The organism is Sorangium sp. So ce836 (assembly GCF_028553905.1).
Lineage (GTDB): Bacteria > Myxococcota_A > Polyangia > Polyangiales > Polyangiaceae > Sorangium > Sorangium cellulosum_D.
The window spans coordinates 13,901,479-13,914,357 of sequence record NZ_CP102233.1 but is presented as its reverse complement, the minus strand read 5'-3'; the positions used below and the strand labels follow the sequence as shown (position 1 = coordinate 13,914,357).

The following is a 12,879-nucleotide window of genomic DNA, read 5'->3' as shown; positions in this document are numbered from 1 at the left end:
TTACGCATCGTCAAGCGGCGCGGAGCTCTCCGAGCCGCGCGTCGCGCCCGAAGCCGCACGGCACACCTCGAGCCGCGCGGCGCGCTCCGGGCGGTGGGTGCGCCGCTCATTGCGCGCGACGTGAGCGCCCACGCAATGGGCGCTCACCGCCATTCGGCCAATGCATGCGCCGATCCAAAAAAGCGCCGCGCCGAAACCGGAATCAGAACCGGAACCGGAACCGGAACCGGAACCGGAACCGGAACCGGAACCGGAACCAGACGAATGCGGGTCCTCGCGCATCGACGAATGCACGAAACACTTGATTCCAGAACGCAGCCGTGCGGTTCTATCGTGAGGGGATATCTCGCTTTCACCCCGCAAGGAGGTCAGGATGTTCCTACATCGTCATCCACGCTCTCCCAGTTCCCTGCTGGTCACCGCCGCCGCTTTCGCGGGCCTCCTGGCCGGGCGCCAGGCGGAGGCCGCTCCGTCGTATACGCTCTTCGAGAGCGGCCAGGTCAGGCCGCTCGCGCTCTCGCCCGACCGCACCCTGCTCCTCGCGGCCAATACGCCCGACAACCGCCTGGAGATCTTTCGCGTCACCTCGGGCGGCCTCTCCCACCTCTCCTCCGTCAGCGTGGGCCTCGAGCCCGTCGCCGTCGCCGCGCGCAACAACCACGAGGTCTGGGTCGTCAATCACCTCTCGGACAGCGTCAGCGTCGTCGACGTGTCGTTTCCGCGGTATCCGCGCGTCGTGCGCACGCTCCTCGTCGGGGACGAGCCGCGCGACATCGTCTTCGCGGGCCCCGGGCGCTCGCGCGCGTTCGTCACCACCGCCCACCGGGGCCAGAACGCGCCGCTCGATCCGCAGCTGACGACGCCCGGGGTCGGCCGCGCGGACGTCTGGGTCTTCAACGCCGGCACCGTCGTGAACGACGCCTCGCTCGGCGGCTCGCCCCTCACCATCCTCACCTTCTTCACCGACACCCCGAGGGCGCTCGCGGTCAGCCCGGACGGGGCCTCGGTGTACGCCGCGGGCTTCCACACCGGCAACCGCACCACCGCCGTGCACCGCGTGCTCGTGGAGGAGGGCGGCGGGCTGCCGCCGCCGCTCACCAACTTCCTCGGCGAGCCGCAGCCGGCGACGTCGCTCATCGTCCGCCACGACGGCGACCACTGGGTCGATATCGCCGGCCGCACCTGGGACGACGAGGTCATGTTCTCGCTGCCGGACAAGGACGTCTTCGTCATCGACGCCATGGCGACCCCCCCGCGGCAGCGCCCCGGCAGCGCCGGCTACTTCACCGGCGTGGGGACCATCCTCTACAACATGGTCGTCAACCCGGCGAACGGAAAGGTCTATGTCTCCAACACCGAGGCGTTCAACCTCGAGCGCTTCGAGGGCCCGGGCACCTTCGCCGGATCGAGCGTCCGCGGGCACCTGCACGAGAGCCGGATCACCGTGCTCGGCGGCGGCGCCGCCCTGCCGCGACACCTGAACAAGCACATCGATTACTCGACGTGCTGCGCCCCCGTCCCCAACGCGGAGAGCGAGAAGAGCCTCGCCACTCCGCTCGACATGGCGGTGACCAGCGACGGCTCGAAGCTCTACGTGGCCGCGTTCGGGTCGAGCAAGGTCGGCGTGTTCGACACGGCCCAGCTGGAGAGCGACACCTTCACGCCGAGCCTCGCGAGCCAGATCCCGGTCACCGGCGGCGGGCCGAGCGGGCTCGCGCTCGATCAGCCGCGCGGCCGGCTGTACGTGCTCACGCGCTTCGACAACTCCATCTCGATCGTCGACACGACCACGCGCGCCGAGCTCGCGCACCTCCCGCTCCACAACCCCGAGCCAGAGAGCGTGGTCCGCGGGCGGGTGTTCCTCCACGACGCGCGCTTCTCCTCGAGCCACGGCGACTCGTCGTGCGCGAGCTGCCACGTGTTCGGCGATCTCGACAGCCTCGCCTGGGACCTCGGCAACCCGGACGCGACCACCCAGGCGAACCCCGGGCCGTTCACGAGCATCAACCCGCCGTTCCCCGCCGACACCACGCTCAAGCCCATGAAGGGGCCGATGACGACCCAGAGCCTGCGCGGGATGGCCAACCACGGGCCGATGCACTGGCGCGGCGACCGCACGGGCGGCAACGACGAGCCCACGGCGCAGCCGGACAGCGGGACGTTCAACGAGCGCGCGGCGTTCAAGAAGTTCCAGGCCGGCTTCACGAACCTGCTCGGCCGGCACGCGCCCATTCCGGACGACGACATGGAGGCGTTCACCGACTTCATCCTCCAGCTGACGTATCCGCCGAACCCGGTACGGAACCTCGACAACTCCCTCACCCCCGATCAGCAGGCCGGGCGCGATCACTTCGTCCGCGAGGGCGGAGACGGCACGTTCTCGTGCGCGACCTGCCACACCCTGGACCCCGACGGGAACGCCGCCGCCGGCGAGGCGTTCCCCGGCTTCTTCGGGTCGGACGGCTCGAGCATCGGACAGGAGAACGGTCAGAGCTTCAAGAACCCCCACCTGCGCAACATGTACCAGAAGGTCGGGATGTTCGGCATGGCCGCGGTCCCGAGCCTCTTCCACCCGGGAGACAACGGCTTCATGGGCGACCAGATCCGCGGCTTCGGGTTCATGCACGATGGCGTCATGGACACGCTCTTCCGGTTCCACCAGGCGATCGGCTTCGAGGAGAGCGAGTTCTCGCCGAACGGCTTCCCGCTCGGCCCCTCCGGGGAGGTCCTGCGCCGGCAAGCGGTGGAGTTCATGCTCGCGTTCGACACGAACCTCGCGCCGATCGTCGGCCAGCAGGTCACGCTCGGCGCGCACAACGCGGCGGCGGCCTGGCCGCGCGTCGACCTGCTCGTCGAGCGCGCCGAGGCCGGGGAGTGCGACCTCGTCGCGAAGGTCCCATTCCTCCTGGAGGAGGTCGGCCTGCTCTACGCCGGAGGTGGCCTGTTCATCACGGATCGGAGCGCGGCCCCGCCGGTCGGCGACGTCGGCCTGCGCTGGTTCTCGGTGCTCACCGGGCACCGCGTGACGTACACGTGCATGCCGCCCGGCTCGGGCCCGCGGTGCGGCGTCGACCGCGACGGCGACGGCATCCGCGACGGCGACGAGCGCGACGCCGGCACGGATCCGGCGGATCCGTCGAGCCCCGGGTGAGCGGGCGGCGCGCGCCTCGCCGCGCGCGCGACCCGGCCGGCGCGGCGCGGGGCCTCAGCCGCGCCGCGCCGCGCCCGACCCGAGGCGCGCCTCGCTCGACCCGCGGCGCGCCTCGCTCATGCACCAGCGGAGCGCCTCCTTCAGGCTGCGCAGCGTGCATACCTGCGAGAGATCGAAGCCCAGCCCGACCATCGTCTGCGCGACCGGCGGCCGGATCCCGGTGACCACGGCCCGGCAGCCGAGCAGCGTGAGCCCGTTCGTGATCTTGATGAGGTGCTGCGCCGTGGTCGTGTCCACCGAATCGAGGCCGGTGAGGTCGAGGACGGCGAAGGCCGCCTGCCGCTCCACGACGGCCGCGAGCAGCGACTCCATCACCATCGCCGCACGATCGGCGTCGACCGAGCCGATCAAGGGGACGATGAGCACGTCCTGCCAGACCTCGATGATCGGGCTCGACAGCCGCGCGATCGACTCTTGCTGTTGCTGGGTGAGCCGCAGCTGCTCCCGCAGCTGCTGCTCCACGCGGCGCTGCTGCGTGACATCCTCGCTGATGGCGCCGACGCCGATGATCTCGCCGAGGACGTCCTTCTGCGGGACGAACCGGGTCCGCCAGACCCTGTCCTGCCGGAGCTGCTCGGTGTGCGCGATCTCCCCCGAGAGGGCGCGCTGGAACGCCTCGCGCACGTCGGCCGAGCTGCCGCAGAGCTCGACCATGTGCTTGCCGACGCCGTTTCGCTCCACGGCGTCGACCTGCGCCAGCGCCCCGCCCTGCGCCACCATGCAGATGCCGTCCTTGTCGAACGCCCAGATGATGATCGGCATGCTGTCGATGCAGGTGCGGAGCAGCTCCGCCTGCGCGGCGAGGGTCACGTGGTCGGCCAGGTTGATGCCGAAGGTCTGGACGCCGTCGACCTCGCCGTCCTCGCCGCGGCGAGGCGCGTAGTGCACGATCCAGTGCACGCCGTCGGCCACGGTGTCCGTGCGGATCGTCTCGCCGGCGAGCACGCGCCTGCACAGCTCGAGGACCTGCGAGCCCTCGCCGTAGAGATCGCGCATGGTCGTTCCGACGATCTGACCTGGCTTGATCCCGAAGTGCGCGAGCCCGTTGCCCTCGGAGACCTGGAGGACGCCCGCCTTGTCGACGGCCCAGATCACCGCATCCATGGTCTGGAACACGTCGACGAGGATGCGCGCCTGCGTCTCCCACGCCTCGCGATCGGGCTGCACGGCGGCCCAGAGCGCCGTGTCGTCGGCGCGCCACAGGGTCCATCGCAGCGGGGTGCTCTCACCGCGGCCGTCCACGAGGCGCGCCGTCGCGGAGGTGCTGCCCGCGGCCGCGCGCGCGGCCGCCATCCGCGCCGACAGCTCGCCGCGATCGCCTTCATGGACGCGCTCGAGGAGCTGCCCGGGAGGGCCGACGCGCTGCTCCCAGGCGGGGCTGCAGGCGATCACCTCCCCCGTGCTGGAGAGCAACGCCATCGGCGTGGGCGTGCCGTTCAGCAGCGTCGTCGACGAGAGCGAGGGGAGCCTGTTGTCCATCGGTTCCTTGCAAGGCGGCCAGAAGGGGCGATTCCCGGCGCGCCTCCGCAAGCCTCTCGCGATGGGGGAACAACCGAGCGCCGATCGAACCGAGCGCCGATCGCCGTCAAGACACCAGGTGCGAACAGGTAGGAGACTGCCGAGAGGACCTTGGCGCTGGAACGGTCGAGACTAGCTGAAAGCGAGCCGAGACACGGTGATACCATTTGACAGCGCGCGGGCGCTACAGCCATCGCTATGAGGCGCGGTCAGCCCGGGGTCACCTCGTCACGTCGATTTCCCGCGGAGTTCCCGCGGCTCCGCTCCGCGCGCGCCAGGGCCACGAGCTCGTCGACCGACCACTGATCGTCGACGTGCTCGCCGTACTTCGCGGCGACCACCCGCCCGTCGCCCGCGATCAGCAGATCGGCGGGCAGGCCGAGCCGGCCGCCGTGCGGATCGAGCGAGGGGGCCGGCCGCCGCCGCGCCAGGACCGCGGGCAGGCTCGCCGCGATCGCCCTGAGGATCGGCCAATAGGCGCGCGGATCCAGGAGCGCGCGGGGCGCGGACTCGACGCCGAACTCGCCGTACAGCCGCTTGTCGGGGTCGGCGACGACCGCGAACGGCAGGCCGGCCACGTGCGCGCGCAGCTCGTCGGCGGGCGAATGGAACATCACCACCTCGAGGACGCCCGCGGCGGTGACCTCGCCGTGGCGACGCGCGAAGGAGCGCAGGTGCAGGTTGCAGACAGGGCAGCCGGCGAAGCGCCGGAACTGCAGGTGCGTCAGCCGCGCGGGATCCGGGACGCGGACGGGCGCGCCGGTGACGCTCACGAGATCCCGCCCGGCGACGACGGCGCCGGGCTTCAACCGCTCGGACATCGAGCCCTTCCTCCTCCCGCACTCCCGCACGCGCCTTCTCTCTTGTCGGCGGTCCGTAGGCGTACGGTGTATACTTATTCAACATACGCGCACGATGTACGCTGTCAAGGCCATGCCCCGACCTCGCTCGCTCTCTCAGCCAGGCATCGCCGCCGCCGCGCTCGCGGTCATCGACCGTGAGGGGCTCGCGGCGCTCTCGATGCGCGCGGTCGCCGGGGAGCTGGGGATGAGCACGATGGCGCTCTACCGGTACGTGAACGACCGCGAGCAGCTCGAGCGGCTGGTGGTCGATTTGGTGCTCGGCGCCGTCGACGTCGAGGTGCCGGCGCGCGCCCCGTGGATGCAGCGGGTGGCGCTCCTCGTCGCGCGCGTGCGCGACGCCGTGCGCGCGCACCCGTCGGTGGTCCCGCTGACGCTGACCCATCGGCACAGCTCCGAGGGGGTGCGCCGGTTCGGCGAGGCGCTGCTCGGGGTGCTGACCGAGGCCGGCTTCGCCGGGGCGCAGCGGGTCATCGCCTTTCGCAGCCTGATCAGCTACGTCATCGGGGCGCTCCAGGCCGAGCACCTCGGGCCGCTCTCGGGCGACGGCACGGTGCAGCTCTCGGCGCTCTCCGAGGAGGACTACCCGTTCCTCTCGGCGACGGCCCGCGACGCGCGGCGCGTGCCGCCGGACCAGGAGTTCTTCGGTGGGCTCTCGATCGTGCTGCGCGGCCTCCACGCAGGCGAGCAGCGCTCGCGATAGCGCCGCGCGCCTGCGGGGGCGCGTCGAGCCTGCGTGGGGCGTCAGTACTCGGTGTTGTTGGACGTCGTGATCCGCGACGAGGACAGGCCGATGAACAGCGCGTCGCCGATGTCGCTGTACCGCGTGTTCCTCATCGTGACGGTGCTGGTGCTGCTGTCCGTCCTGAAGATGGCCTCATCCATGTGGGAGATGTCGCAACCATCGATGACGACGTCGACCTTGAACGTGGTGCCGCCGTTCTGCCGGATGAACTTGCCCGCGTTGGACGCCCGGAAGTTCGAGACCCGGAAGGTGCTGGCCGCGTTGATCTGGAACACCTTGTCCTCGCCGTTCACGGCCGAGCCGCCGTTGAGCACGACGGTGCCGGAGGCCTTGACGGTCAGGGCGTCCTCGCCGATGTCCTCCCAGACGATGTTCTCCAGCGTGACGTTCCCGTAGGTGTGGATGCCGTCGGCCGCCGGCGCGCCGAGGACCACGTTCCTCAGGACCGCGCCGTCCTCCAGCTTGAACACCGGCTTCTGGCTCTCGGACTGGCTGCCGTCGCCGAGCGCGCTGCCGGCGATGAACCGCCTGCCGCCGCCGTCGTAGACCTGGCCGGATCGCACGACGATCGTCGAGTTCACGACCCCACCGCTCCCGGTCGTCGTGCTGCCGCCGCCCCCGCCCGCGCCGCTCGACGAGGAGCTCGACGTCGAGCTGCTGCTGCTCGAACCGCCGCCGCTGCCGCCGCTGCCCGTCGGCACGAGCTCGATGTAGTCGAGCTTGATATCGTAGTCCGTCGCGCTGGAGCTCTTGCCGGTGGAGACCAGCTTGAACGCGACGTTGCCCGACAGGCTCTTCGTGCCGAGCGTCACCGTCTTCCAGCTGTCGCTCGACGAGGAGGAATACCCGTCGAGGTTCCCCACGGAGGAGCCGTTCACGTCGAGCCGGTAATTGCCGTAGATGTTCCGCTGGGCATACCGCACCACGACCTTGTACTCCCCCGCGGCCACCGATTTCGAGAACTGGAAGTGGTCGCCGCTGGCGTTCGCCTTGAGCCGCACGGAGCTCGAGCTCGCGTCGATGCCGTCCCCCGACGAGGTGGACCACGACTGCGACTCGCCCTCGAGCCGCGCGGTGCTCGCCGCGCCCTCCACGGTGCCCATCTCCATCAGGGCTTCCTCTTCCGAGAGGCAGCCGGTCGCGACGACCCCGGCGGCGCCGAGGGCGAGCAGCACATGACGAGCGAACGTCGATCGAAGGTTCATCGTTCCTATCCTTTTGTCCAAGTAAGTTGAGGATCTGACGGCGCCTCGCGAGCGCCCCCGGTCCGGAGGCGCTCTGCGCTTCGCTCGTCACAGCAGGCTTCTAGCAACGCGCGGTCCACACGCGAGCTCGCCCGCGATCGTGGCAGACATTCGATATTATTGGATGATTTCGGCAGGAATGCGCCGCCGCGGGCCCTGGAACCAGCGGCGCGCCTGGGGCCGTCACGCGCGGCAGTACACAGTGTCAACCCGGAGTTGACGCGGCGAGCGCTCGCGCGCGTGAGAGAGCATGGATCGCTCGGCGGCATGGGAGCACATGCGAGCACATGGGGCGCTCGGCCGCGCGCGAGCCCATGCGCGCCCCCGGAGCGCTCGAGGCGCGCCGCTCCGAGGGGGCGCGATCCGTCGGGGCGCCGTCACATTCCCGCCCGATGGCCCGGGCGTGAGAGCCGCCGCCCCGACCGCCCTCGTCCTGCTCGCCTGCCCCCCCGCGCAGCCCCGCCGCCCCAGCGCGCGCGCTCCCGCCGGCACGAGTTGCCGCGAGCGCACCGGAGGCGATACGTTGGACTCCCCTGCTCGTGAGGCCCGACCAAGGTGCGTTGTCATGGGAAATGAGTTCTCCGGTAACCCCTCGCATTCGGCCGAGTACTTCGGCGATACGCGCGACGGCTGGTGGAATCGCGACTACGTCGAGCTCCTCGCGCGGCGCTGGGGCCTGAGCCGCGTGCGCGAGGTGCTCGACGTCGGGTGCGGCGTCGGGCACTGGGGGCGCGTGCTCGGCGCCGTTCTGCCCAGGGCGGCCCGCATCACCGGCGTGGACCGCGATCCCGTCTGGGTCGAAAGGGCCGCCGAGCGCGCGGCGGCGCGCGGGGAGGCGGAGCGGTTTCGCTATCAGGTCGCGGTCGCCGAGCGGCTGCCGTTCGAGGCCGACACGTTCGATCTCGTGACGTGCCAGACGGTGCTGATCCACGCCGCGGATCCGGGCGCGATGATCGCCGAGATGGTCCGCGTCGCGAGGCCGGGCGGGCTCGTGGCCGTGGCCGAGCCGAACAACCTGGCCGGCGCCCTGCTCGACGCGGCCGCGCTGCGGGCGCCGGTGGAGCAGACCCTCACCCTCGTCCGCTTCCAGCTCCTGTGCGAGCGGGGCAAGGCGGCCCTCGGCGAAGGGAACAACTCGATGGGCGAGCTCGTCCCCGAGCTCTTCGCCAGGCACGGTCTCATCGACATCCAGGTCTATCTCAACGACAAGGCGAGCGCGGTCCTGCCGCCCTATGCGTCCGCGGAGCAGCGCGCGACCGTGGAGGAGATCGCCGACTTCGCCCGGCGCGACTTCTGGATCTGGAGCCGCGCCGACACGCATCGCTACTTCCTCGCCGGCGGCGGCGAAGAGCGCGAGTTCGACGACTGCTGGGCGGCGGCGATGGCCGCCGTCCGCAGCAACGCGGAGGCGATCGCCCAGAAGACGTACGCGAGCGCCGGCGGCAGCGTCGGATACATCGTATCCGGGACGAAGCCGTCGCCGCCGTCGAGCCGCCACCTGAGCTCCCCGGACCTGCGCCGGGATCGATGACGCCGGCGAGGTGACCGCCGACTCAGGGCCCCGCGCTGGTTCCGCGCGTCAGAAATCCCGCCTGAGAAACGGGTCGGTGACGAGCGGTCGCCGAAATAGTGGCGATCGCCATCGTTTTCCGCCTGTTTCGCCGCCGAGGCCGGCTCCGGAGCCGCCCATCGGGGCGCCCTCCGCCGCCGCGTCGCCCGTGGTCAAGGGCCCGCAGCATCACCGGTGTGGTCGGCATCATGGGTCCAGGCGCCGCTTGGGCTGCCTCATCCCATCCAGGGGGCCGCCCTCACTCCACAGCCTGCGGCGCAGGCCCGCGTGCTCGGTCCGCTGGACGAGCTTTGGAGGCGCCGACGCGGCGCCTGCGCGCGCTCGTTCGTGTGGCCGCGGCTCGAGCCGGTGATCATCGCCGGGTAGCGGTCGAGGTCGCCACGCGCCGAGGCGAGAGCCATGAACGCGGCGGGCAGAGGAATTCAAATCTGCCGCACCTGGCGCCGCGCCCAACGGGGCCGGCCCCTGGTAGCCTCCGCCGCGCCGCCGACCGACCGGCGGAAACGAACGGAGGAAGACACACCACCATGCTGTGCGTGCATGACGACATCGACGAAAGGGCGCTTACGACCGTGAGGTGGCGCGATCCGAGGAGCCGGATGCTAGCTTCACGAAGGCGCGTACAGCGCCGGAGGTCTCGTCAGCGCGGCCGATCAGGAGCAGCTCGGCGAAGACGTTCTTCGGCGCGACGAACGGACGATAGACGATGCGGGGAACCTTCACCTGAATCAGCGGTTTTGGAGCCAGCGCCACGCCCAGGCCTGCGCCGGCCAACGACAGCATGCTCAAGGTGGTGTCGGCGCGGTGGACTCGGCGCGGCTCGCGTCCTATCATGAGAATTAATCTCTTCAGCACGTCGCCACCGGCCTCTTCCGATGGGAACATGATGAGCGGCTCTCCAGCGAGCATCTTCGGCGTCACGCGCCTGTGCGCCGCGAGCGTGTGCTCCTCTGCCATCGCGACCACCAGCGACCAAGCGCCGATCGGTTGGACGCTCAACCGCGGATCTACCTTGAGAGCGAACGCCGGGCAGTAGCCGACGTCAACCTCGCCGGTCAGCACGGCTTCCGCCTGCCTCGAAGGTGGCATCTCGCGCAGCTCGATCTCCGCGGCAGGATGGGCTTTGCGGAACGCTCGCAGGTGGTCCGTCGTCTTGCCAGTGAGGATCGCGTTGCCCGCGTAACCGATGCGAACTTTGCCGATGTCGCCGCGCAGCGATTGCTGGACGATCGCCTTGGCCCGCTCCGCCTGCGCGACCGCCCGCTGCGCCTCGACGACCAGCAATGCGCCGGCTTCGGTCAGCTCCACGCGCCGACTCGTCCGCACGAACAGCGCGCCGCCGATCTCGTCTTCGAGCGCCAGAATCTGCATGCTCAGCGCCGGCTGAACGATGTGCAGACGCTGCGCGGCGCGGCCAAAATGGCGTTCTTCGGCGACGGCCAGGAAATAGCGAAGGTGTCGTAGGTCCACGACATTCGACCGTACCATGGATCAATCAGAAGATCAAATCGATCGATTGGATCAATATATTGTTATTTTTGCAAATGGACGGCCATGGTCTTCGCGACTCACCGCGGAGAGCCCATGAATAATCATGTGCGGGAGGGAAAGGTCGGGCTCACGGCCATGTCGGTCGCATCGATCTCAGGGACGTTGGCCTTGTGCAGCTGCGAAGACCCTGGTTCGAGGGGGGCTGGCTTCATCAAGACCGGCAACGCCGACGGGGCCGGTCCGCTCGCGATCCTCGACGAGGCAAGAACCAGGGGCTCCACGTGGCCGGACACCTGCCGACCTCGATCGGCGCCGTGGACGCCTCCAATGCCGGATGGCGCGCGGTAGGTTTCGTCGAGACGCAAATCTCATCTACGTCGACGAGACGGCACGGGCCTCGCGGGAGAGCCTGGCGCAGCAATTTATCGATACTGTCCCAGACAGCGCCGCGGCCATGTTCCGCCGTTACTATGAATTTCAACGCAAGGTGGCCGCGCCGACGAGGGAAGCGGGCTATTTTAACCAACGTGAGCCAGGAGCCTATCACCATGAACCGAAGTACCCTTGGAAGAGTCGTTCTCACGTTCGTTCTGGCGAGCGGCGCCATCGTCGCTGCCGGCGTGGACTGGAATAAAACCCACCTGTTCAACCCTGCATGGCATGAGCATGCGCGCTTTCATGACGCCCTCATGCTGCTCATCCTGTGTGGCGTGACGATCGTCGGATTGTGGATGGTGTGGCGGCGGTCCATGGAGCCGCAGGTCGGGTTCAACGTGGCGGCCTGGATCGTCGTCATCATCTGGACGCCCTTCTTCTACATTACGTGGCTCATCCCGGGGACCAGCCTGCTCGCGGGACCCGACGTGCCGCTCCCGGTCGTCGCGGGCGTCCCGCTCTACCCGAACGTGCTCATCGCAGGTACCGAGCTCTTGCTCGCGGCGCTCGCCTACAAGCTCTTCCACAGCGATCCTGCATCGACGGCAGCGCGCGCGGCGAACGCCTGACGAGGAGAGGCGCTTCATGAAATCCACGATCCAAAAGACGATGGGATGGGCCTCACGTCCCGGCGCGCGCGCCCTGCTCGTCGCCACGCTCGTCTCGTGGCCCACCGTGAGCTGGGCGCACCCGGGCGGCGCCGATGCGGGATTTCTGAAGGGCCTCTTTCATCCGGTGTTCGGCGCGGACCACCTGCTCGCGATGGTGAGCGTCGGTGTCGTCAGCTCGCAGCTCGGCGGAAAGCACCTCCTCCGGATCCCCGCCACGTTCGTCGCCGCGATGCTGGTCGGCGGCCTCCTGGGAATGGCGCGATGGCCCATGCCCCTGGGCGAGCTTTGCATCGCGGCGTCGGTCGCGGCGCTCGGCCTCGGCATCGTCACCACGACCCGTGGCTCCTCACCGTTCCTGCTCTCCGGATGCGTGGCGATGTTCGGTGTCTTTCACGGACATGCCCACGGCCTGGAGATGCCTCATGCGGTCAGCCCGACGCTGTATGCCATGGGCTTTCTGCTGAGCACGACCGTGCTTCATCTCTGCGGTCTCGTCCTCGGCGAGCTCGCCGCTGGTCGAGAGTCCCTGTCGCGGGGGCTGCGCTATGCCGGCGCCGCCGTGATGGGGACGGGGATGGTCCTTCTGGTGCGCGGAGCCGGCATCTGACTGGAAGCGGCTCGCCGCGACGGATGCGGAAGGCGAAGAGGGCGCGCGCCCACGCGGTCAGCGACGGGGTGGTCATGGTGCGCGAGCGTCGGCACCTAGGACACGCCATGCGACCGCGCGCGCCATGCGGTCGCGCACGTCGTGGCCGACCCATGCGGCGTACGATGCGAACGCGTCCTCCTACGGGATGTACGGTCAGCGCTCGACGCGGAGGCTCCTCTCACGCGCGAGGCGCGCGACGGCCGCCCAGTCGACCGGCGCCGCCTTCCTCGGCGCGGGGGCGGGCGAAGCCGTGTTCTCCCACATGTCCTTCGTGCCGAAGAGCATCTCGACGACCGCCGGATCCTCGTCCCACGTGACGGGCACGAGGTCGTCGAGGCACGTCGTATCGACAGGGGCCTCGGGATCCGCGATGAACTTCGCCATCATCTGCGTGCCGCAGGGCGCCGCACCGGCGGGCCTCGGACGCGACGTCCGTCTCGGTCAGGGGGAGGTCGTCCACCCCTCCCGTGCACGCCGAAAGGATCGCTGCACTTTGCCCCCGGGCTCGCGCCTACGGAGGTGCGCCGAGCGGCGGCGCGGCGACA

At 69.8% G+C, this 12,879-nt stretch carries 10 protein-coding genes and 1 pseudogene; 5 read left to right on the top strand and 6 right to left on the bottom strand.

Going from position 1 to position 12,879, the window contains the following annotated elements; genetic code table 11:
• Positions 1–282, bottom strand: a complete 282-nt coding sequence (locus NQZ70_RS50835; RefSeq protein ID WP_165373717.1) for a hypothetical protein — start codon at positions 280–282, stop codon at positions 1–3.
• Between the two features lie 91 nt (positions 283–373).
• Here NQZ70_RS50835 and NQZ70_RS50830 point away from each other — a divergent pair, with 91 nt between their 5' ends.
• The gene (locus NQZ70_RS50830; protein WP_129580664.1) at positions 374–3,151 is read left to right on the top strand and encodes a hypothetical protein; all 2,778 of its coding nucleotides are present in this window, start codon (positions 374–376) and stop codon (positions 3,149–3,151) included.
• 54 nt (positions 3,152–3,205) lie between these two features.
• Here the strand turns inward: NQZ70_RS50830 and NQZ70_RS50825 are convergent, their stop codons facing one another.
• Both NQZ70_RS50825 and NQZ70_RS50820 read right to left on the bottom strand, forming a co-directional pair.
• A complete protein-coding gene (locus NQZ70_RS50825; RefSeq protein WP_129580663.1) occupies positions 3,206–4,690 on the bottom strand; it encodes a PAS domain-containing protein in 1,485 nt (494 codons plus the stop codon).
• Between the two features lie 248 nt (positions 4,691–4,938).
• On the bottom strand, positions 4,939–5,550 hold the full coding sequence (locus tag NQZ70_RS50820) for a peroxiredoxin-like family protein (RefSeq protein ID WP_129580662.1): 612 nt from the start codon (positions 5,548–5,550) through the stop codon (positions 4,939–4,941).
• Between the two features lie 112 nt (positions 5,551–5,662).
• Here NQZ70_RS50820 and NQZ70_RS50815 point away from each other — a divergent pair, with 112 nt between their 5' ends.
• Positions 5,663–6,292 (top strand): TetR/AcrR family transcriptional regulator, encoded by a 630-nt coding sequence (locus tag NQZ70_RS50815; protein ID WP_165374582.1) that lies wholly within the window; start codon positions 5,663–5,665, stop codon positions 6,290–6,292.
• A 41-nt stretch (positions 6,293–6,333) separates the two neighbouring features.
• Here NQZ70_RS50815 and NQZ70_RS53665 read toward each other — a convergent pair.
• A pseudogene (locus tag NQZ70_RS53665) lies at positions 6,334–6,942 on the bottom strand (pectate lyase); the annotation flags it as partial.
• 1,201 nt (positions 6,943–8,143) lie between these two features.
• Between NQZ70_RS53665 and NQZ70_RS50805 the strand changes: the two are divergent.
• Positions 8,144–9,109 (top strand): bifunctional 2-polyprenyl-6-hydroxyphenol methylase/3-demethylubiquinol 3-O-methyltransferase UbiG, encoded by a 966-nt coding sequence (locus NQZ70_RS50805; protein WP_165374581.1) that lies wholly within the window; start codon positions 8,144–8,146, stop codon positions 9,107–9,109.
• A gap of 603 nt (positions 9,110–9,712) precedes the next feature.
• On the opposite strand, the gene NQZ70_RS50800 is transcribed toward NQZ70_RS50805, so the two are convergent.
• Positions 9,713–10,618, bottom strand: a complete 906-nt coding sequence (locus tag NQZ70_RS50800; protein ID WP_165374580.1) for a LysR substrate-binding domain-containing protein — start codon at positions 10,616–10,618, stop codon at positions 9,713–9,715.
• A 569-nt stretch (positions 10,619–11,187) separates the two neighbouring features.
• On the opposite strand from NQZ70_RS50800, the gene NQZ70_RS50795 reads away from it, so the two are divergent.
• Both NQZ70_RS50795 and NQZ70_RS50790 read left to right on the top strand, forming a co-directional pair.
• Entirely contained in the window at positions 11,188–11,643 is a 456-nt protein-coding gene (locus NQZ70_RS50795) for a DUF6640 family protein (RefSeq protein WP_129580657.1), read from the top strand.
• Between the two features lie 16 nt (positions 11,644–11,659).
• Positions 11,660–12,292: a HupE/UreJ family protein gene (locus tag NQZ70_RS50790; RefSeq protein WP_237244810.1), complete on the top strand. Its 633-nt coding sequence runs from the start codon at positions 11,660–11,662 to the stop codon at positions 12,290–12,292.
• 195 nt (positions 12,293–12,487) lie between these two features.
• Here the strand turns inward: NQZ70_RS50790 and NQZ70_RS50785 are convergent, their stop codons facing one another.
• Positions 12,488–12,721, bottom strand: coding sequence for a hypothetical protein (locus NQZ70_RS50785; protein WP_237244809.1), 234 nt, complete (start codon positions 12,719–12,721; stop codon positions 12,488–12,490).
• Between the last annotated feature and the right edge of the window lie 158 nt (positions 12,722–12,879).